We start from the raw sequence: 20916 nt of genomic DNA, 5'->3' as shown, positions 1-20916 counted from the left end.
TTAGAGAAGGTCCTTCCAGAAGCGCACAGTCGCATCGGGGATCTCGACGGCGAAGCCGAGGGCTGTTTCGTCGTCGTGTTCCGGAAGGAACTCTCGGCCAACCCAATCGGCAAGGTCGGCGCCGTAGTAGATGGAGTCCGTGTGGAAGACCGACATCACTGGGTGGCTGTGGCTGCCGCGTCCCGCAGGCAGGAACCGATGCGCGAAGACGGGGACGAGCACCGGAAGCTTGGCCATCGTTGAGCGGGCCACCGCGATGGCGTCGGCCAAGCTCTCGGGGCGTTCTCCGAACTCCGCGTGCCAGAGGTTGTGGTGCTCGATGTAGTTCTCGACGCACACCATCGGCCAGTCGAGCCGCTCGCGCAGCGCCTCGCGATCGCCGTCGCGCCAGTCGAGCCACGGCTCCGGCCACGCGCGCAGCACGCCGGGCGGGTCGTCGTACGGCACGCTCACCGGCAGGCCGGCGGCGAGGAACGCGCGGTGATCGTCGGCGAATTCGAACTCGAACTCGTCCTCGACGCGGGCGAACTCGGCGTCGGTCAGGCCCGGCTCGATCTCGCACTCGTGCCGGCCCCAGCGCCGCAGTCGACGCGCCGCCTCCGCGCCGAGCTCGGCGCCGGTTCTCGCGGTCATGCGGGCAGCCTAGCCGCGTGATCGTCAGGGTGCTGAAATTTTCACGCTTCGGCCGGCGCCGTCGGTGGGCGTCGGGGCGCGCCTGACCAGGCTGTTCGCCTCTTGTCGCGGTGTGGATCGCGGCGTCGCGGGCGGCCGTTCGATTGCCTAACCGACACTTCGAGCCTTCAGTGAACGCGACACATCACCCATCGCAGCACTGGAGTCGTGATGAAAGGAATCAGAGCCCTGTTGGGGCTGCTGGCCGCCGGGGCGCTGGCGTTGAGTCCGGCGGTGACGGCTCGCGCCGTGGCTTCGGGATCTGCTTCGGGATCAGCCTCCGCGGCTTCCGCCACCGCCGCGGCCGGCGCCGGCTACTGGCACACGAGCGGCCGCGAGATCCTCGACGCGAACAACCAGCCGGTGCGCATCGCCGGCGTCAACTGGTTCGGGTTCGAGACGAACAACTACGTGGTGCACGGTCTCTGGTCGCGGGACTACAAGAGCATGATGGACCAGATGAAGTCGCTGGGTTACAACACCATCCGGCTGCCCTACAGCGACGACATCTTCAAGCCGGGGACGGCGCCGAACAGCATCAACTTCTACCAGATGAACGCCGACCTCCAGGGGCTCACGTCGCTCCAGGTGATGGACAAGATCGTGAACTACGCCGGGTCCATCGGCCTGCGCGTCATCCTGGACCGGCACCGTCCGGACAGCAGCGGGCAGTCGGCGCTGTGGTACACGTCCTCCGTGCCGGAGTCGACGTGGATCAGTGACCTGACAGCGCTCGCGACGCGCTACCAGGGCAACACCGCCGTGGTCGGGATCGACCTGCACAACGAGCCGCACGACCCGGCGTGCTGGGGCTGCGGCGACACCACGATCGACTGGCGGCTGGCCGCGCAGCGGGCCGGCAACGCGGTGCTGGGCGTCAACCCGCACCTGCTGATCTTCGTGGAGGGTGTGCAGACGTTCAACGGCAGCTCCTACTGGTGGGGCGGCAACCTGCAGGGCGCCGGCACCTACCCGGTGCAGCTGAGCGTGCCGAACCAGCTCGTCTACTCGGCCCACGACTACGCCACCAGCGTCGCGAGCCAGACCTGGTTCTCCGACCCCACGTTCCCCGCCAACATGCCCGGCATCTGGGGCAAGAACTGGGGCTACCTGTTCGACTCCAACACGGCCCCGGTCTGGGTCGGCGAGTTCGGCACCACGCTGGCCTCCGCCACCGACCAGACCTGGCTCAGGGCCCTGGTTCAGTACCTCCGCCCCACCGCCGCCAACGGCGCCGACTCCTACCAGTGGACCTTCTGGTCCTGGAACCCCGACTCCGGCGACACCGGCGGCATCCTCGAAGGCGACTGGCAGACCGTCGACACCGTCAAGGACGGCTACCTCGCCTCCATCAAAGCCCCCGGCTTCACCGGCGGCTCCGGCGGCGGCACCGACACCACCCCGCCCTCCACCCCCGCCAACCTCGCCGTGACCGCGACCACCGCCACCTCGGCCACCCTGTCCTGGACCGCCTCCACCGACAACGTCGCCGTCACCGGTTACAACATCTACCGCGGCTCCACCCTCGCCGGAACGACAGCGACCACCGCCTTTACCGACACCGGCCTGACCCCGTCAACGGCCTACACCTACACGGTCAAGGCATTCGACGCCACCGGAAACCAGTCCACGGCCTCCACCCCGGCGACCGCCACCACCCAGAGCACCACCAGCAACACCGGCTGCACCGCCGCCTACAGCGTGACCAACGCCTGGAACAACGGCTTCACAGCCACCGTCACCGTGACGAACACCGGGACCGCCGCCACCCACACCTGGAAGGTGACCTGGACCTGGCCGGGCTCGCAGCAGATCACCAACACCTGGAACGCGATCGAGTCCCGCACCGGCCAGACCGAGACCTTCACGGCACAGAGCTTCAACGCCGCGATCCCGGCGGGAGGTACTGCTTCGTACGGATTCCAGGCCAGCTTCAGTGGTGCGAATCCGGCGCCGACGCCGGTTTGCACGGCTGGCTGAGCGGGTGGAGGACCGAGGGTCCGCATATCTGAATCGGATGACGTGACGTGACGTGACGTGCTTGGGCGCCCGGCCGGGGAGACCTGGTCGGGCGCTCAGCTATTGACTGAGTGCTTCTGGTCCAGTTCCACTGTGCCTGGTGCGTCCTTGTTATGTTTCGCACTGGCCGGAGCTTCAAGTACGGCATCCCACTACGTATGCTTTCTCGGCATTTTGAATCGTGAACCGAACCGTGGTCGGTCGCTTGACGAATCATACGAATGTGCGACGTCGATCGATCTGCCTCCGTGTCTGTGAAGCATGGCGACAGGCGTCCACGCAAGCCGTTTCGGAGCTGCGGTCGCCGCGACCTCGACAAGGTTCCGAAACGTGAGATGCCGAACCGGGTTTTCGAAGGCGCAGTCGGCGCGTGCTCGCCGACCTCTCGTGGTCTTGTCGGCACGTGCGCTGGTAACAGCTGTCACAGTCAGCCACATTCAAGTTGTATGTTGTCCCGCACCTGATTCCTGCGAGGCGCGTGTTCATCAGTGACGTGGAGTCGATGACAAAGCGGGGGGTCAAGTTGCAAGATTGGGGCACCCGCCGTTTCCTGGGTCCAGGGTCGTGCATGTCGTCCTGGACGGAAACATGGCTGCCCGGTCGCAGCGCGGGACACTGCGGAGCTACTGAGGAGTGCATCACCTGTGACCACGGCGCTGCGGCCCTGGACGCCGGATCCGAGTCTCGTGCGGGAGGTGGAGGCCCGATTCGAAGGGGCTATCGCCAGCTATCGGGCGAATCCGCACCTCATTTCCGAACATGCGAACCACGAAGAGTCCATCAGGGTCGGCGGATACGCCAATCGGACACTGCTCGAACTCGTCCAGAATGCCGCCGACGCGATGTCGGGCACCGGTGGCGGCGCGGGTGACCATGCCGGCCGGGTGGAAATCGTTCTCGACATGGACTGTCGAACGCTCTACTGCGCCAACGCGGGAAGGTCGTTCTCGTCGAGCGGCATCACCGCGATCACACACGCGCACCTCAGCGGCAAGAGGGGCGACGAGATCGGCCGCTTCGGGCTCGGCTTCAAGTCCGTCCTGGCGGTTTCGGACGCACCGCAGGTCTTCAGTCGGTCCGTGTCTTTCGAGTTCAATTCGTCGGCGGCACAAGCCGCGGTCGCCGGGGTGACCGAAGCGGCCAAGCGCCGGCCGATCCTTCGTACACCGACCGTCACGGATCCCTACTCGGCGTTCTCCGAGGACCCGATTCTGGAGGACTTGTCGCGTTGGGCGGCGACGATTGTCCGGCTCCCCGATGCCTCGAATCTTGAACGATTGCGTGAAGAGATCCGGAACTTCCATTCCGAGTTTCTCTTGTTCGTCGGCGACGTCCGCCACGTCGAGCTACGAGTGCTCGGTGCCGAGCCGTTCCGGACGAGTCATTCCTCACGGGACCTCGGCGACGGCGTGTTCAGGATCGAAGGTCCGGATGGCGGCGGTGACGAGTGGATTGTTGCCGATCGGATGCACGAGCCGTCGGTCCGGGCCCGACAGCTGGTGGGGGAGGCGGTGTCGCGTTCGGAGGTCAAGGTGACCGTCGCGGTTCCGAGGCGTCAGGCGCGGCAACGCGTCGGCCGGTTCTGGTCGTATTTCCCGCTTCAGGACCGGACCTCGGCGTCGGCCCTGTTCAACGCCCCGTGGAGTGTGAACGACGACCGGACGACCCTGCTCGAGAACGACTACAACCGTGAGATCCTCACGACTGTGGCAGGTATGTTCGTCGACCTGCTCCCGCGGTTGACGGTGCCCGAGGATCCGGCGGCGCATCTCGACTACATGCCCGCGCGAGGCAGGGAACTTCTCTCGTTCGGCGACCGTGTTCTCTGCGCCCATGTGCCGGTCGGGGCAGGGCATCAGGAACTCGTTCCCGATGCCACAGGGACTCTGCGGTCGGCGTCGTTGCTGCGTCCCCTCGATTTCGCGTTCGAGATCGACGCGGGAATCCACGAAGCGTGGGCCATCTCACCGAACACCGAGCCTGATGTCCCGCACTGGAGTTGCTATTCGTCAAGACAACGGTTCCTGCGGTTGCGTCAGTTGTTCGCGGCGTCGGTCTCCGGCGAGCGCTTCGAGGACGACGACAGATCGATGAAGCGTGCCCTGGACACCGTGGCGAAGCGCGGTTTGCTCTCATGGCTGCGCGAGTGGGCCGAAGGAGACGACGACGTATCCGCCGCCAACGCGTTCAGGTTCGTCGTGGGCAATCGACGGCTGCCGGATGTGGACCTGGACCAGGCCAAGGTCGTTCCGACCAGTTCCGGTATGCGGACGATGGCCGACCACCGGATCGTGTTCCTCCACCAGGAGGAGGGTGTCGAGATCGAAAGCGCGATCTTCGTCCGACCCGGCTTCCTGGGGCAACCCGAGATCGAGACAAAGCTCCGGGCAGTGGGGTTCCGGGACCTCGACCCGCAGGCGATCCTCAACGCGCGTCTCGCGCGACTGTCCGCCGGGTCGAGCGACGACCAGTACACCAAACTCTGGGACGCTGTTCTTGGAGTCCCGGTACGGGAGGCTTTGTCGATACTGGTGCGCTATCCGGGCACGGTCAAAGTCCCGACTCTGGACGGCGGATGGGCCTGGCCCGGCGACGTTTTCGACCTCGACGAACCGCTGGGGGCCGACTACGCCTCCAGGAGTCTTGATCGGCGTCGGTGCCTGCCGGAAGTGGCGCGTGGGCTCGGAGTGGTGCACAAGCCCGTCCGTGACTATGCCTTGGAGTCCGAGCCGTTCCTGGACGAGTACCGGGATTGGGTGGTCTCCGCACTCGACGAGGACCGGGCTTCGCCGGGCACCGCGGAGCGCCTGGAGTTCTTTCCCGGTCGGGGAGCGGGCCCGGTCTCGGCATTGTTCATCCTGAAGGAGGTCGGGGCGTCCGACCAGATCCGCGAGCGTTGGACCGTCGAGCTGCTGGGATTCGAGGGGGCCGAATGGTCCTGCGAGGACCTCGACACCGGGCGGACGCACCCGGTGCGGTCACCGGTTCAGTGGGCCGTGGAACGAGCCGGTCTGGTGCGGTCGAATCGGGGCTTCCGGGCACCCACCGAGGTCGTCGCACCCTCGCTCGTCAAGTACGAGAAGCTGCTTCCCTTGTTCACCGGTCCACGGGCGATCGTCGATGCCTTGCATCTCCCCGACGAGCTCGACTCCGTGCCGGCTCCGGTCCTCAGGACGGCGTTGGAGGCGGAGCTGTTCCCGTCGAACATCGACGACTCGGTGCTCGTCGAATTCGTCACCGCCGCGTGCCGGATCGCCTATCCGGGTGCCCAGCCGCCGAGCATCCCTGCCAAGGTGGGACGGGCGATCGAGTCCCGTTCGCCCGGCGCGGTGTACGTCGCCACGACCGACGAGCAGGACAAGTTCCTCGCAGCGCGCCAGCGCCCCTATCTGCGGACGACCGAGGCGCGGGCCGTCGAACTCGTGAACTTCGTGGGCTGCCGTCGGTTCGAGGACAGCTTCGCGTTCTCCATGGTGCTGGACGGTGTGCAGGAGAGCGAGCGGGTGCTCGACGTCTTCACCGGGCTTCGCAGCACGCACGTCGCCGACCGGCTCACCAACGCCACGATCGCCATGGCGCTCCAGGTGGTGAAGCGGGTGACGACCGAGGACGGCCTCGAAGACCAGTCGCTGCCCTACCACCTCGACGGGCTGAACCTGGTCGTGCAGGACGCGGCCGACGAGCGGCGTCAGCTCCGGATCGTCAACGAAGCGTTCGATCTGCGCCTCACCGCCGCCGATCTCGACACGGTCCGCAAGGCCGGCGTCGATCGTCGCTTGGAGGAACTCCGGCTGGAGGCCAGTGCCGCGGCGACGGACGAGGACCGACTCGAGGTGTACTTCGGGCCGGACGACCTGCGCGAGGCGCTGCCCAGGGGGCTGTGGCAAGCGCTCGTGGCGCAGGACCTGGTCGACGACCGTACCTCGGTCGCGAAGCTGTTCCGGACCGTTTACGGAACCGACTCGATCAAGTTGCTTGCCGACCGGTTCAGGCAGGAGGGTTTCTCGGACGTTCCGGTCGAATGGGCGGGTGGTCCGGCGACCGTCTCCTGGCTCCGGAAGATGGGGTTCGGCGCCGAGTACGCAGGTCGGCGCAGCGAGCGTCAGGACAACGAGTTCGTCGTCCCAGGGGCGGTGCGGCTCAATCCTCTGCACAAGTTCCAGGTCAAGATCAGCAGGCAGCTCCAGGACGTGCTCACACTCAGGGAGGCGAACGGCAGGCATCTGAAGGCGATGGTCAAGCTGCCCACCGGGGCCGGCAAGACCCGGGTCGCCGCCGAGACGGTGCTCAGGCTTTTCATGGACGGGCGACTGCTCGGTCCTGTGCTGTGGATCGCCCAGTCGGTGGAACTCTGCGAGCAGGCCGTGCAGACCTGGAGCACGGTATGGCGAGGGCTGGGGGACGAGCGCCCGCTGACCGTCGGCCGATTGTGGGAAAGGAACACCGTCCATCAGCCGGACACGGAGTTCAGTGTCATTGTGGCCACGGACGCCAAGCTCGACGCCGTCCTGGAGAGCCCGGAGTACGAGTGGCTCGGCCAGGCGTCGGCGGTCATCGTCGACGAGGGGCATCGCGCCGGCGGCTCCGAACGGTACACGCGTATTTTCACCTGGCTCGGTGTGGCCGGTCGTGGATGGGAGCGGCCACTGGTCGGACTTTCGGCGACGCCGTTCAAGGGCACTTCCGAGCAAGCGACCTCGGCTCTCGCGAGCCGATTCGGCATGCGCATGATCGAAGCCTTCGACGGGGACGCGTACGCGCAGTTGGCCGAACTCGGGGTCCTGGCCCGGGTCCAGCACCAGGTGCTGCCGGGGATCGACGTCGAACTGCGGGACGAAGAGATCGAGGAGGCCACGAGGCAACGCCGGCTCAGCCAGAGCGTGCTGGACCGCATCGGCCGTGACCAGGCCCGGATGTCGATCCTCGTCGACCACATCATGGATCAGGATCCCGACTGGCCGGTCCTCGTGTTCACCCCGAGCGTGCTGTCGGCCCAGGTCCTCGCGGCGACTCTTCGCTATCGGGGCAGGGAATCGGCCGCGGTGAGCGGGCAGACGGGCAGACAGGAACGGCGGGACATCATCGCGGGCTTCCAGAAGGGCTCGATCCGTGTCCTCGCGAACTGCGACTTGCTGATCCAAGGTTTTGACGCGCCCGGCGTCCGCGCACTGTACATCGCTCGTCCCACTTTCAGCCCGAGCGCCTACATCCAGATGGCCGGCCGTGGGCTTCGCGGTCCTGCGAACGGCGGAAAGCCCGAGTGTCTGATCGTCGACATGGCGGACGACTTCGGGGATGTCACCGACCTGCTCGGATACCGTGAGTACGAAGATCTCTGGCAGGAGCAACGCGCATGATCCTCGTTCCCGATCTCGCGGATATCGACAAGACCGCCGTCAGCGACGCCGAACGTCGGGTCGCTCGCCTGCTCGGGCTGGTGGAGGGGGATCCGGACGCCGTCGCCTTCCACTCGGTGCGTCTCCGATCGCATCCCCACAAGCAGCAGGCGGAGGCGGACTTCGTCGTCCTGTGGCGGAACGTCGTCATCCTCGTCGAGGTCAAGGGCGGAGGAATCGGCAAACACGACGGCGTCTGGTACAGCATCGACCGGCGTGGCGACTGGCACAAGCTGGGTTCCTCGCCCATGGACCAGGCGCAGTCGGCCATGTACGCGCTGAGGGAGATCCTCCAGGACGAGGGCGCGGGATGGTTCGCCTCGGAGGCCGCTGTCATCACGCCGGATATAGATGCCCCACCGCATGACGTGGGTTGGCGACCGACACACTGGCTCGCGAGAGAAGATATGAGCTCCGAGCGTCTTGCCCGAGCACTCGATGTCATCGCGTCGGGTGCCCGCACGCCACCGGCCGGGCGCAGGCGCGCCGGGACCGAGCGCCTGCGGGCGAGTCTTTTCGGCGAGTTCGCCCGGATGCCGGTGATCGACGCCCAGCGCGGCGCGGTCATGGAAGAACAGAACCGGGCCACTGCCGGTCAGGCCCGGCTGCTGGCCGCGTTGGCACGCAACCCCAGAGTCGTCGCGTCGGGAGGAGCCGGAACGGGCAAGTCGCTGGTTCTGGTGGAGGCCGCGAAGCAGGAGGCGGAACGTGGCAGGTCGGTACTGATCACCTTCAACTCGCGGGAGCTCGCGGGATACTTCGCACCGCACATCGGTGGCAGGGGCATCGCGGTTGTCCCGTTCGCGGATGTCGGGCCGGGACGTCGTTACGACGTCGTCCTCGTCGACGAGGCGCAGGACCTGATGAACGCCGACAGCATGGACCGGCTCGACACCGTGATGAAGGGCGGTCGCGCCGAGGGCCGCTGGCGCATGTTCCTCGACATGAACAACCAGGCCCACGTCGACGGGGCGTTCGACGAGGAGGTGTTCGAGCTCGTCGCCTCCGAGGCGTTGAGGGTCGATCTGGATCTCAATGTCCGGAACACCAAAGCGATCGTGCACATGGTGCAGGAGTATCTGGGGGCCGACATCGGTGATCCCGGAATCGTCCACGGCGAGAAGGTCCATTGGCACACCCCCGCCGGGGTCGGTGATGTCGATGCAGCCGAGGACGTGGCCATGGAATTGGTGGCCGGAGGGGTGCGAAAGGACGACATCTGGATCATCGGTGCCGGGGCCGGTGCGCATTCCGGCCAGTCCGCCCGAGGCTTCGCCCTACGTCTGCCCAAGGTCGTAAAAGGGCTGGAGGCAGAACATGTCGTGGTCTACGACCTGCCGAGATCCTTCGACGCGGCGGGAATGGCGGCTTTCTACGTGGCCGTGACGCGGGCCCGCGTCTCACTGCACATCGTCGCGTCCAAGGAGGACCGGACGCGATTGCAGCGGCTTCTCCGACCGAGGCAGGTGACGTGATGACCCTGACGAGAGCACAGCAGGCGACCCTGAACCACCTTCGAGCTGCCTACGTCGGCCCGGATGGTGACGCGGACGAAGTCGTTCTGAACCTGCCGGACCGGCAATACGCCGTGGGGATGCTCTTTCCGGCGGCATCCGTGGTTCCCGACCCCGACGATTCGTCGAACGAGTCGGTCGAGTCCGACGTCGCGTCGGGCGAGATCGAGGAGGACGGCGCGGCCCCGCCGCTCGCCGAGGATTGGCGTCCCTCGTCGGCGGCGATCTCCTTCGTCACCGACCGGGACCTCGTCTTCTGCGACTTCTCGGGCGGGACGTACCTGCCGGTCTCCGAGGACGGGCCTCCGCGGTGGCAGCGGTCGCCGTTCCGTTTCGACGAGGTGGAACTTTCCGAACAGCGTCCCATGCATCAGTTCCGGGTCGGCGAGGTGGAGCTCGAGATCGGGTCCCGATGGCGGGTCCACGGCGAGAACCGGCTCGTCACCGTGCATGCCCGCGTGTTGTCGCCGTCGACCGGGGACGACCGTCTGGACATCGGCCGGACCCTGTTCCAGATCGATCTCGGCGTCAGGCCGGCCGCGGAGGCCCGGATCCTCGAATACGACACGGCACAGCAGTTCGACACCGACGAGGAGTCGGCGGAACTGAGGCTCCGTTACCGTGATCGCAAGGTGTTCGCGGTGGGCCACGGTATGGCGGCCGACTGGGTGCTTGTCGACGGGTCGTGCACACGGGTGTTCCTCGATCCGGTACCCGCGTTCGTGGTTCCGGCCATCGAGACGACGGGTTTCGCCGCCGATTCGAAGGCTGCCGAGGCACTTCGTCTGGACAACCTCGCCCGCATCGATTCGCAGCCGGACGAGGTTCTGGAGCTCCTGGACGTGTTCGTGGGCGCATTCGCCGATTGGGTCTCCGGGCAGGAGGAACGGGTCGGTGGGTTCGGGGAGGATTCCTCCGCCCGCGCGATCACGGAGCGGGCGAGGCGGTCCGTCCGGCGCATGGCCGCAGGCGTCGAGCTGCTGCGTGCACCGGACGGTTCGCAGTTGAGGACAGCGTTCGCGTTGGGCATGGCCGCGATGGATCTGCAGATGCGTCAGACGGAGATCAGGCGAGGTGGCGGCCCGGACGTGGATGCGCCGAGGTGGCGTCCCTTCCAGCTCGGATTCCTGTTGGTGGCACTGGCATCGACGGTCGACGAGTCCCACGAGGATCGGGAACTGGTCGATCTGATCTGGTTCCCCACGGGCGGCGGGAAGACGGAAGCCTACCTCGGGCTCGCGGCTGTCGAGATCTTCCGTCGTCGGGTAGTGCTCGGGCTTGCGGGCGCGGGCACGGCGGTGATCACGCGCTACACGCTTCGCCTGCTGACGGCGCAGCAGTTCCAACGGGCTGCCTCACTCGTCTGCGCGATGGAACTGCTTCGGCGCGACGATCCGCGCGCGCAGGGCATGGCACCGTTCTCCATCGGACTCTGGGTCGGCAACGAGGTCACGCCACGTTCGCGGAGCGATGCGAAAGCGGCACTGGAACGTCTCCACAAGGCGGCCAGACCGGAGGAGGTCAACCAGTTCCAGGTCGAGCGTTGTCCATGGTGCGGTGCGTCGCTTGTGCCGGCCGGCAAGGCGATCGATCGATCGAGCTACGGATTCCGTCTGGTCGGACACGAGGTGGTGATCCACTGCACCGATGAGGACTGCCGGTTCAACGACGCGCTTCCCGTCGCCGTGGTGGACGAGATCCTCTACGAGGAGCCGCCGACGATCCTGCTCGCCACGGTCGACAAATTTGCTCGGCTCCAGTTCCGGCCGGAGGCCGGGAGGCTGCTCGGCCTCGGCACACCTTTCCGACAGCCGACACTCGTCATCCAGGACGAGCTGCACCTGCTGTCAGGCCCTTTGGGGACCACCGTGGCCGTCTTCGACGCGGTGGTCCAGGTGCTGTTGAGCAGGAACGGCACGGCCCCCAAGATCATTGCCTCGACGGCGACGATCCGGGCCTCGGACGAGCAGGTGCGAGGCCTGTACGGGCGCGAAGTGGGGCTCTATCCGCCGGCAGGTCTCGACGGTGATCTGACCTTCTTCTCCCGACCCGTCGGCAGCGGTGAAGGTCGGCTGTACGTGGGTCTGATGCCGCAGTCGCTTTCGCAGGTGTCGGCCCTCATCTCCGCCGCGGCGCCGCTGCTGGAGATCCCGGCGGTGCTCGCCGGTCGACCCGAGACCGGGGCGACGCGGGATTCCTACTGGACCGCGGTCCTCTACCACAACAGCCTTCGCGAGCTCGGTCGGACGGGGACGCTGGTGGTCGACGACGTGAACGGACGTCTGGAGCCTCGTGCGGAACGTCTTGGTCTGCCGTTGCGCCGGGTCCGTGCCGATCGGGTGCTGGAGCTCACCAGCCGGCGCGGTGCGGAGGAGCTTCCCAACGACCTGCGCGAGTTGGATCGCAGTGCGGACCACTCCGATCAGGCCGTCGACGTCGTCCTTTCCTCGAACATGCTGTCCGTCGGCATCGATATCCCGCGCCTGTCCCTGATGCTCATGGTGGGCCAGCCGAAGACGACTTCCGAATACATCCAGGCGACGAGCCGCGTGGGTCGTGGTCGGAACAACGGAGTGGTCACCACGTTGTTCCGATCGAACCGCGCTCGTGACAGATCGCATTTCGAGACCTTCAGGGGCTACCACGAGGCGCTCTACCGCAACGTGGAGCCGACGAGCGTGACTCCGTGGTCGCTGGCGTCCCGGGCCCGCTCCCTGCCGGGCGCCCTGGTGGCCTTGTTCCGGCAGTCGTTCCCGATACTCGCCGACAACGGTGCTGCTTCGCGGTTCGATCTCGAGGACGATCGGCTGCGCGACGCCGTCGAGAAGTTGGTCGCGAACTTCATCGCGCTGGTGGCGAGATCGGAGCGGGTCGAGGCCGAGGAGACCGAGGACCAGGTGTGGGCCCTGCTTCGGGACTGGGACCGCCGCGCAGCGTCCGCGCGCGAGACCGGTGCCGCGCTCCTGTACGACCGTCAGAAGGCCGACGACGTCGCGCTGCTGAAACGGTTCGACCAGTCCGGGCAGGGCTGGCCCGTCGCGGACTCGATGCGCTCCGTCGAACCCAACGTCGCTGTCCAAGTACACGAACCGATGGAGGACGCCCGCCGTGGAACGAATTCTTCATGACCTGCGGCTTTCGGAGGCAATCACGCCGTTCGGCGTGGGAGCGGTCGTCGACGTCCGAGGCGAGTCGCTGATCGCACCCGACACCTCGTGGTGGGACCGGCGGGCCGCGCGCGAGATCCACTGCGAGCGGCTCGTGCTGCGTCTGGGCGGCGGCGTGCTCAAGCAGCCGCCGGCTCATGCGGGACGCGCCGGCAGAGAAACGGCGCATCTCGTCTACTGGAGGTTTCCGACCTGGCGTTTCTGCGAGCGCTGCACGACCCTTTCGCGCGGCAGCGGGAGGAACAAGGGCCGTTGGACCAACCAGTGCGAATGCGGCGGGATGCTCGTTCCCATGCGATACGTCGCAGTCTGCGAGCGCGGGAGTCACATCCAGGACGTGCCCTGGTTCAGGTGGGCGCATCGGGGGACTGATTCAGGAGTGACCGAAGAGGTGCGATTCTGTCGCGCCTACAAAGAGCTTAAGTTTCTGCGCTCCGCCCAGCGCGGCGAGGGTCTGGCGTCGTTGCGAATCCACTGCAACGGGTGCCGACGGTCACGGCCGTTGTCCGATCTGGTCCTCACGGACTCGCTGCAGCGGGACGGTATCCGGTGCGGCGGGACCCAGCCGTGGGAGGAGACCGACACCGCCGTTCGCTGCGACCACCCGCTCAGAGCGGTTCAGCGAGGTGCGACCAGCAACTACATCGCGGATCGGATCTCGGCGCTCGACATTCCCGAAGAACGTCCGCCGTCCGCCGAGCAGGCGGACCGTATCCGCAGTCACGTCTACTTCGAGAAAGTGGTCGCCGACAACGGCGGCCCGCAGGCCGAGATGGTGTCCGGGTGGATCGCGGCCGAGCTCGGAGTCACGGCCGACGAGGTCCTGAGTCTCGCGGCCGGTGGTGACCCGGCCGACGACAAGCCGCTCCTGGACCTGAAGGACGGCGAGTGGGCCGCGTTCCTCAAGAAGCTGGAGGGCGGCAGGGATCGCAGCGACGGCGACTTCGTCGTCGACGGATGGAGGACGCCCGAGGAGTCGGAGTGGCCGTCGGCGTTGACGGATCGGCTTCCCGCCATCGGCCAGGTCCGACGCGTCCGTGAAGTCAGGGCCCTGCGCCGGTTCCAACGGCACAGCGCCGACGCCGATTTCGTCACCGTCGATCTCGGGCCGGATCGGAAGCGGAAACCGGTCTACCCGGCCGTCGAAATGTTCGGGGAGGGGATCTTCCTGCGTTTCGACGAGTCTCGTCTGGTCGAGTGGGAGAACCAACCCGATGTCCGGGCCCGGGCGGGCATCCTGATGGCCCGACGTGAGTCGGCACCGTGGGCCGCCGGGCTGGACGTGCCGGAGCCGAGATTCGTCGCGCTGCACACCATCGCCCACCTGCTCATCCGGAGGTTGGCATTCGCGAGCGGGTACGCGTCGGCGTCGTTGCAGGAGCGGGTCTACGCCAACACCGACCGGCCGGACCGGACCGCCGGCATCTTGATCTACACGGCTGCCGGCGATGCGCAGGGGACGCTCGGCGGGCTCGTGCGGCTGGGCGAGCCGGACAAACTCATTCCCTTGCTGATGGCCGCGTTGAACGATGCCGATGTGTGCTCGAATGATCCGGTTTGTATCGAAAGCGATCGCCAGGGCTCCTCGTCGCTGAATCTCTCGGCCTGCCATGGGTGCGCACTCATCAGCGAGACGTCGTGCGAGACGGCCAACCGGTTGCTGGACCGCCAACTGGTACTGGGAGGCGGGACCGTCACCGGGCTTCTTGACCAAGTCCTGGATCAGGCAAGGCGTTCGCCGGCGGCCCACCCGAAGGAATCGTGACTTCACATCTTTTCGCGTCGCACGAACCGATAATCACCGAGCTCGTTCAGTATGCCCTTTTCGCGCATGGCATTCTTGGGTTCTATTGGGAAATTCGGCATGTCGGCTGATGGCTCAAGCGCATGCTGCAGATCTAATTTCGAGGCTCACCGCAATGCTGCCGGAGTGACGATCGGTGGACGATCGTTCCGCAATTGTCGAAGTTTCTTCGACGGATCTGCCTTGTATATTGAACCTTGATGTCAAGGCAATGATTTTGGGTGATTGGTTGAGCGGTACAGCTGACCCGATGATTGCATGAATGATCTTCATCGGATACTTCTAATCCTCCGGCGACTATGGCTAGGATCGGAACATCCAGGCGGAGCGAGTAATCGTTTCAAGGGCGCATCAAGCAGGGGCGGAGTTGCGTCCTTTTTTGGTTTCCCGTCGACCTGGCGAGACATTCAAATCAGAGGGGATTGATCCGGATGAGCGATTTCTGGGGGGTTGACTTGCGTGAAGGCGGCGACCAAGCGGGGGACGGGGCGGTGCTTGTTCTTTTGATGTCGGACCATGATGCGGTCCTTGTTCGGATTCAGCTGACATTCGTTGCTGATAAGAGTTTGGACAAGCTCAAAAATTCTATCGAGAGCGACGCCTGCAACGAAGAACATGAATCGTGGCTGAAGCATCGAACGGGGGAGCTGCGCGAAATTGCGAAAAGCGTTCTCGTCGAGAGTATTGCCTTGGTGATCGCGCATATGGTTCACCATTAGACCCGTGTATAGGAGAGTCGCCCTCCGCTACCCCTCCACCACAACCCCCTGCCGCACCGCCCGCAACGCCGCATAAAGCTCCGCCGACCCGACCGCATCCGTCGTATGCCGTCCCGTCAGCTCCCCGATGCGGTTGAGCCGGTACAGCACCGTGTTCCGGTGGCAGTGCAGCAGTTCCGCGGCCTTGGTCGTCGAGCCGCCGACCGAGAACCAGGTGTCCAGCGTCTCCAACAGCGTCGTGTGCTCCGCCGCTGGAAGGGCGTCCAGTGCCGCGAACACTGAGCGGGCCATGTCCGCTGCCGCGTCCGGGGCTGACGCCACCAGCAGTGCTACCGGTGCCTCGCCGTAGGTGTGTGCGCCTTGGGTTCCTGGTGGTAGGCAGCGGGTCGCTACTTGGGCTTCGCGCCAGGCGCGGGTTGCGTCGAGGGGGGTGCGGAAGGGGCGGCTGATGCCGGTGCGGGTGGAGGTGAGGGTGGTGAGGAGGTCGCGGGTGGCGGGGATGGTGCGGTCGCCGGGGAGGTGGAGGAGGCCTGCTGTGCTGCCTGCCAGGCGGGTCCATTGGGAGGTGACGCCCAGGGCGCGGAGTTTGCTGACGGTGCCGGGTGGGAGGCCTTCGGCCTCGTCCGTCTCGGCGTTGACGACGAGGAGGGGGCCGGTGCCGTCGAGGCGGAGGATGCGGACGATCTCGGTGGCGCGGGGTGCCGAGGTGATGCTGCCGTCGAGGAGGGAGGTCAGCATGGCGGTGCGGGCGGCGGCGTCGCGGTGGGACTGTTCCTCGACCGTGGTGCGGTAGGCCTCGGCGGCGGCGCCGGAGTGGTCGTCGATGATCTGCCAGATGTCGGAGGCCAGGTGGAGGAGTTCGGTGGCGCGGCCCTCGTCGGTGGCTCCGGCCAGGAGGCGGTCCCAGATGAAGCGGCCGCCCAGGCGGTAGGCGTGGAGGAGGGCCGGGAGGGGGATGCCGAGTTCGGCCTTCAGACGACCGGCTTCGCGGGCCGCGTCCAGGGAGATGGGGTTCTCCTGGAGCGCCAGCAGCAGCGTGCGGAGGTTGTCGCGGACCGCCGTGCGGACCCGGTCGTGGTGGTCGCGGAGCTGGTCGGCGTAGCCGCGCTCGGCGTCGAAGATCTGGTCCGTGAGCTCGTCGGCCAAGGGATCCACGTCGCCGAGGAGTTGGGCGACCAGGCCGACCGCGCCGCGCTTGCCCGTCATGCTGTGATGATAACCAGAGGTTGACGCCTTGTCTTGTGCGTCCGCACAAAACGATCGCCGGAACCCGCACCCCTCGCCCATGGCGTCAGCAGCTCACTTGCGCGAGCATCTCCACCAATAAGGGACTAGTTGCCTGCTGGTTAAGGCGCGCGCACAACGAGGAGATGTGACCCTCATGAGCACAGCGACCCTGCCCGCCGCCGAGGCGGCGACGATCGACCAGGCTCTCACCGAGCTGGCGGCCGGTGTCGAAGCGTGGAAGGCCTGCGGGCTGAGCCGACGCAGGGAGCTGATCCAGCGCCTCCACGCCGCGACCGCGGCCAACGCCGAGGCGTGGGTCGGTGCCGCCGCTGTTTACAAGCGCTTGCCCGACGGCAGCCAGCTCCGCGGCGAGGAGTGGACCAGCGGCCCCTACGCGGTCCTCACCGCCGCCGCGGTCCTGGCGCAGAGCATCGCCGCCCTGGAGGCCGGCCGCAGTCCCGTCGACGGCTACGGCTTCGGCACCGCCCCCGGCGGCCGCACCACGGTCAAGATCCTCCCGCACGGCGTCTACGACCGGCTTCTGCTCAGCGGGTTCACGGCCGAGGTGTGGATGCCCCCGGGCGTCACCGAGGCGGACGTGCGGGCCCAGGCCGGACTGGCGCTGCGCGATCCGGCCGGCCCCGGCGGCGTCGGCGTGGTGCTCGGCGCCGGGAACATCACCTCGATCCCGGTGCTGGACGTGCTGTACGAGCTCTACGCCAACAACCGCGTCGTGCTGCTGAAGCTGAACCCGGTCACCGACGTGCTGTTCGACGCCTTCTCGAAGGTGCTGGCCCCGTTCATCGACCTGGGCCTGGTCCGGATCGTCCGCGGCGGCGCCGACGCCGGCGGCTACCTGGTGCACCACGACCTCGTCGACCACGTCCACATGACCGGCAGTGCCCTGACTCACGACGCCATCGTGTGGGGCACCGGCGAGGAGGCCGCCGCCCGCAAGGCCGCCGGGACGCCGCTGCTCACCAAGCCGATCACCAGCGAGCTCGGCGGCGTCTCGCCGACCATCGTGGTCCCCGGCCGCTGGTCCGACGCCGACCTGAAGTTCCAGGCCGAGCACGTCGTCACCCAGAAGCTGCACAACGGCGGCTACAACTGCATCGCCTCCCAGATCGTCGTGGTCGGCTCGGACTGGCCGCAGAAGGAGGCGTTCCTGAACCACCTGCGCACGGCCCTGGCCAAGGCGCCCGCCCGCCCCGCCTACTACCCGGGCAGCGACGCCCGCGTCGCGCAGGCCTGCCAGGCCTATCCGGACGCCGAGCAGATCCGTTCCAGGGTCCTGATCTCAGTGCCCGGCGACGCCGACGACACCGCCCCCGAGCCCGCGCTCACCACCGAGTACTTCGGCCCGGTCCTGGGCGTCATGGAGCTGCCCGGCGACGCCCGGCAGTTCCTCGCCACCGCCGTCCGCGCCGCCAACGACCGGTTCGCCGGCACACTCGGCGTCAACATCATCGCCGACCCGCGCACCATCTCCGGCCTCGGCGCGGCCTTCGACCAGGCCGTCGCCGACCTGCGCTACGGCACCGTCACCATCAACGCCTGGACCGGCGTCGGCTACCTCACCGCCGCCGCGACCTGGGGCGCCTTCCCCGGCCACACCCTCGACAACGTCCAGAGCGGCATCGGCGTGGTCCACAACGCCGTGCTGCTCGCGAACCCGGAGCGCACCGTGCTGCGCGGACCCTTCCGGCCGTCGCCCCGCGCGCTGTTCCACGGAGAGGCGAGCATGTCGCCGAAGCCGCCGTGGTTCGTCACCAACAAGACCGCGGCCACCACCGGACGGCGGCTGACCGGCTTCGCCGCCAAGCCCCGCTGGTCGGCCCTGCCTGGCGTGTTCATCTCCGCGCTGCGCGGCTGAGACCGGGATCGAAGAGGACCAACCATGCTCAACCTTGCTGTGCTGCTGGAGAACACGGCCCGGGACGTGCCCGAGCGCGACGCGGTGGTCCTCGGCGACCTGCGCCTCACTTACGGGCAGATCGAGGCGGCGGCCAACCAGGTCGCGGGCGCGCTGGCGGCTCGCGGCGTCGGCCGCGGCGACCGGGTGGCGCTCAGCTGCCCGAACCTGCCGTACTTCCCGATCGTCTACTACGGCGTCCTGAAAGCCGGAGCGACGGTCGTGCCGCTGAACGTGCTGCTCACCGAGCGGGAGATCGCGTATCACCTCGAAGACTCCGGCGCCGTGGCCTATTTCTGCTTCGAGGGCACGCCGGAACTGGCGATGGGCAAGGCCGGCCGGGCGGCCTTCGACGCCGTGCCCGGCTGTGAGCACTTCGTGCTGATCACTGCCGGTGCCGCGAGCGCCGCCCCGGAACCGGAATCCGACGTGACCACCCTCGCCGCGTTCACCGAAGGCCGGCCCCCGACCTTCAACACCGTGCAGACCCAGGAGACCGACACCGCGGTCGTCCTCTACACCAGCGGCACGACCGGCCGGCCCAAGGGCGCCGAGCTGACGCACAGCAACATGGTGCAGAACGCGCTGATGGTGAGCCGGATGTTCGGCGTGCGCGAGAACGACGTCCACCTCGTCACGCTGCCGCTGTTCCACTCCTTCGGCCAGACGGTCCAGCAGAACTACGGCTTCGCCAGCGGCGCGACCCTCGTCGTCATGCCGCGCTTCGACCCTGACACCGCGCTCGGCCTGATGGAGCGCGAAGGCGTCACGGTCTTCGCCGGCGTCCCGACCATGTACTGGGCCCTGCTGCACAGCGAGAAGGCGGACACCTTCGACCTTCATAAGATCTCTGAGAACCTGCGCCTGAGCATCTCCGGCGGCTCCGCCCTGCCGCTGGAAGTCCTCAAGCAGTTCGAGGAGCGCTTCGACGTGCCGATCCTCGAAGGCTACGGCCTGTCCGAGACCAGCCCGGTCGCCACCTTCAGCCGGGCCGACCGGCCGCGCAAGCCCGGTTCGATCGGGCTGCCGTGCTGGGGCGTCGAGGTGGACGTGGTCCGCCCGGACGGCGCGCGCTGCGACACCGACGAGCCCGGCGAGATCGTGATCCGCGGTCACAACGTGATGAAGGGCTACCTCGGCCGCCCCGAGGCCACCGCCGAGGTGGTCGACGCCGACGGCTGGTTCCATACCGGCGACGTCGGACGCCGCGACGCGGACGGCTACTACTACATCGTCGACCGCACCAAGGATCTGATCATCCGCGGCGGTTTCAACGTGTATCCACGGGAAATCGAAGAGGTGCTGATGACGCACCCCGCGGTCAGCCTGGCGGCCGTCGTCGGCGTCCCGCACGCCAGCCACGGCGAGGAGGTGAAGGCGTTCGTGATCCGGAATCCGGGCTCCGACCTCACCGAGCAGGAGCTCGTGGCCTGGGGTAAGGAGATGATGGCGGCCTACAAGTACCCGCGCACGGTCGAGTTCCGGGACCGGCTCCCGATGACCGCCACCGGCAAGATCCTCAAGCGGGAGCTGGTGGCGCGGCCGTGAGCACCCGCTACGCCGACGTCCCCGACTGGGAGCGGCTGCCGGTGCGGCGCGTGGCGACGAACGGCATCGAGCTGAGCGTCGTCGAACACGGAGAAGGCCCGGCCGTGGTGCTCTGCCACGGCTTCCCCGAGCTGGCCTTCTCCTGGCGCCATCAGGTGTATCCGTTGGCCGAGGCCGGTTTCCGGGTCCTGATTCCCGATATGCGCGGCTACGGCGACAGCTCGCGGCCCGCCGGGCCGGAGGGCTACGACGCCCTGACCCTGGCCGCCGACCTCGTCGGCCTGCTGGACGCGCTCGGCCTCGACGACGCCGCGTTCGTCGGCCACGACTGGGGCGCCGCCGTGGTGTGGAATCTCGCGCTCGCCCACCCGGACCGGGTCCGCGCCGTGGCGGGGCTGAGCGTCCCGATCACGCCGCGCCCGCCGGTGCCGCCGATCCCGATCCTGCGCAAGCGGCTCGGCGACGGCTTCTACATGGTCTGGTTCCAGGAACCGGGGGTCGCCGACGAAGTCCTGAACGCGAACGTCCGGCGCACTCTGCTGTCGGACGACATCGAGGCCTCGGCCTGGCAGGCGGCGGCCGGCGACGACGACCCGCTGCGCCCCCGACGCTTCATGACCGAGGCGGAACTCGACGTCTTCATCCGGACCTTCGAGCGCACCGGCTTTACCGGCGGCCTGAACTACTACCGCGCCATGGACCTCACCTGGCAGCGCACGGAGTCGCTGCAAGGCCGCACCATCGACTGCCCGTCGATGTTCCTGACGGGCTCGAAGGACTTGGTCGCGCAGTTCATGAGCGCCGAGCGCATCGGCGACGTGCTCACCGACCTGCGGGAGAACGTGACCGTGGACGGCGCCGGACACTGGATCCAGCAGGAGCGCCCCGACGAGGTCACCGAGGCGCTCCTGAGGTTTCTTCGCTCGCTGTGAGGA

11 protein-coding genes are annotated in these 20916 nt (G+C 67.3%); 9 read left to right on the top strand and 2 right to left on the bottom strand.

Features of this window, described 5'->3' with window-relative positions; translation table 11 throughout:
• Positions 1–633 (bottom strand): hypothetical protein, encoded by a 633-nt coding sequence (locus tag ABD481_RS38140; protein WP_344670750.1) that lies wholly within the window; start codon positions 631–633, stop codon positions 1–3.
• A gap of 210 nt (positions 634–843) precedes the next feature.
• Here ABD481_RS38140 and ABD481_RS38135 point away from each other — a divergent pair, with 210 nt between their 5' ends.
• From ABD481_RS38135 to ABD481_RS38110, 6 genes are all read left to right on the top strand, one after another.
• Positions 844–2652, top strand: a complete 1809-nt coding sequence (locus ABD481_RS38135; RefSeq protein WP_344670749.1) for a cellulase family glycosylhydrolase — start codon at positions 844–846, stop codon at positions 2650–2652.
• Positions 2653–3335: 683 nt separating this feature from the next.
• Positions 3336–8048, top strand: coding sequence for a DEAD/DEAH box helicase (locus ABD481_RS38130; RefSeq protein WP_344670748.1), 4713 nt, complete (start codon positions 3336–3338; stop codon positions 8046–8048).
• Positions 8045–9562 carry an NERD domain-containing protein gene (locus tag ABD481_RS38125; protein WP_344670747.1) on the top strand — a complete coding sequence of 506 codons (1518 nt, stop codon included), beginning with the start codon at positions 8045–8047 and terminating at the stop codon, positions 9560–9562. Before ABD481_RS38130 ends, ABD481_RS38125 begins: the two co-directional genes overlap by 4 nt.
• A complete protein-coding gene (locus ABD481_RS38120; RefSeq protein ID WP_344670746.1) occupies positions 9562–12729 on the top strand; it encodes a helicase-related protein in 3168 nt (1055 codons plus the stop codon). Before ABD481_RS38125 ends, ABD481_RS38120 begins: the two co-directional genes overlap by 1 nt.
• On the top strand, positions 12710–14533 hold the full coding sequence (gene drmB / locus ABD481_RS38115; protein WP_344670745.1) for a DrmB family protein: 1824 nt from the start codon (positions 12710–12712) through the stop codon (positions 14531–14533). The genes ABD481_RS38120 and drmB overlap by 20 nt, the downstream gene beginning before the upstream one ends.
• A 470-nt stretch (positions 14534–15003) precedes the next feature.
• On the top strand, positions 15004–15291 hold the full coding sequence (locus tag ABD481_RS38110) for a hypothetical protein (RefSeq protein ID WP_344670744.1): 288 nt from the start codon (positions 15004–15006) through the stop codon (positions 15289–15291).
• A gap of 27 nt (positions 15292–15318) precedes the next feature.
• Here ABD481_RS38110 and ABD481_RS38105 read toward each other — a convergent pair whose 3' ends face one another.
• Positions 15319–16497 carry a PucR family transcriptional regulator gene (locus ABD481_RS38105; protein ID WP_344670743.1) on the bottom strand — a complete coding sequence of 393 codons (1179 nt, stop codon included), beginning with the start codon at positions 16495–16497 and terminating at the stop codon, positions 15319–15321.
• A 175-nt stretch (positions 16498–16672) separates the two neighbouring features.
• On the opposite strand from ABD481_RS38105, the gene ABD481_RS38100 reads away from it, so the two are divergent.
• From ABD481_RS38100 to ABD481_RS38090, 3 genes are read left to right on the top strand one after another with little or no spacing between them, the layout of a single operon-like run.
• Positions 16673–18394 (top strand): aldehyde dehydrogenase family protein, encoded by a 1722-nt coding sequence (locus ABD481_RS38100; RefSeq protein ID WP_344670742.1) that lies wholly within the window; start codon positions 16673–16675, stop codon positions 18392–18394.
• 24 nt (positions 18395–18418) lie between these two features.
• The gene (locus ABD481_RS38095) at positions 18419–19981 is read left to right on the top strand and encodes a long-chain-fatty-acid--CoA ligase (protein ID WP_344670741.1); all 1563 of its coding nucleotides are present in this window, start codon (positions 18419–18421) and stop codon (positions 19979–19981) included.
• The gene (locus ABD481_RS38090) at positions 19978–20913 is read left to right on the top strand and encodes an alpha/beta fold hydrolase (RefSeq protein WP_344670740.1); all 936 of its coding nucleotides are present in this window, start codon (positions 19978–19980) and stop codon (positions 20911–20913) included. The genes ABD481_RS38095 and ABD481_RS38090 overlap by 4 nt, the downstream gene beginning before the upstream one ends.
• Positions 20914–20916 lie beyond the last annotated feature (3 nt).

Source organism: Catenulispora yoronensis (assembly GCF_039531695.1).
Taxonomy (GTDB): domain Bacteria; phylum Actinomycetota; class Actinomycetes; order Streptomycetales; family Catenulisporaceae; genus Catenulispora; species Catenulispora yoronensis.
Note: the sequence above shows the minus strand (reverse complement) of the source record. Positions and strands in the feature narration are given on the sequence as shown.

What these genes read in the sequence shown, in the direction of transcription:
- ABD481_RS38095 (WP_344670741.1), top strand. Translation starts at nt 18,419, where the DNA reads ATGCTCAACCTTGCTGTGCTGCTGGAGAACACGGCCCGGGACGTGCCC.
- ABD481_RS38135 (WP_344670749.1), top strand. Translation starts at nt 844, where the DNA reads ATGAAAGGAATCAGAGCCCTGTTGGGGCTGCTGGCCGCCGGGGCGCTG.
- ABD481_RS38110 (WP_344670744.1), top strand. Translation starts at nt 15,004, where the DNA reads ATGAGCGATTTCTGGGGGGTTGACTTGCGTGAAGGCGGCGACCAAGCG.
- ABD481_RS38100 (WP_344670742.1), top strand. Translation starts at nt 16,673, where the DNA reads ATGAGCACAGCGACCCTGCCCGCCGCCGAGGCGGCGACGATCGACCAG.
- ABD481_RS38140 (WP_344670750.1), bottom strand. Translation starts at nt 633, where the DNA reads ATGACCGCGAGAACCGGCGCCGAGCTCGGCGCGGAGGCGGCGCGTCGA.
- ABD481_RS38125 (WP_344670747.1), top strand. Translation starts at nt 8,045, where the DNA reads ATGATCCTCGTTCCCGATCTCGCGGATATCGACAAGACCGCCGTCAGC.
- ABD481_RS38120 (WP_344670746.1), top strand. Translation starts at nt 9,562, where the DNA reads ATGACCCTGACGAGAGCACAGCAGGCGACCCTGAACCACCTTCGAGCT.
- ABD481_RS38105 (WP_344670743.1), bottom strand. Translation starts at nt 16,497, where the DNA reads ATGACGGGCAAGCGCGGCGCGGTCGGCCTGGTCGCCCAACTCCTCGGC.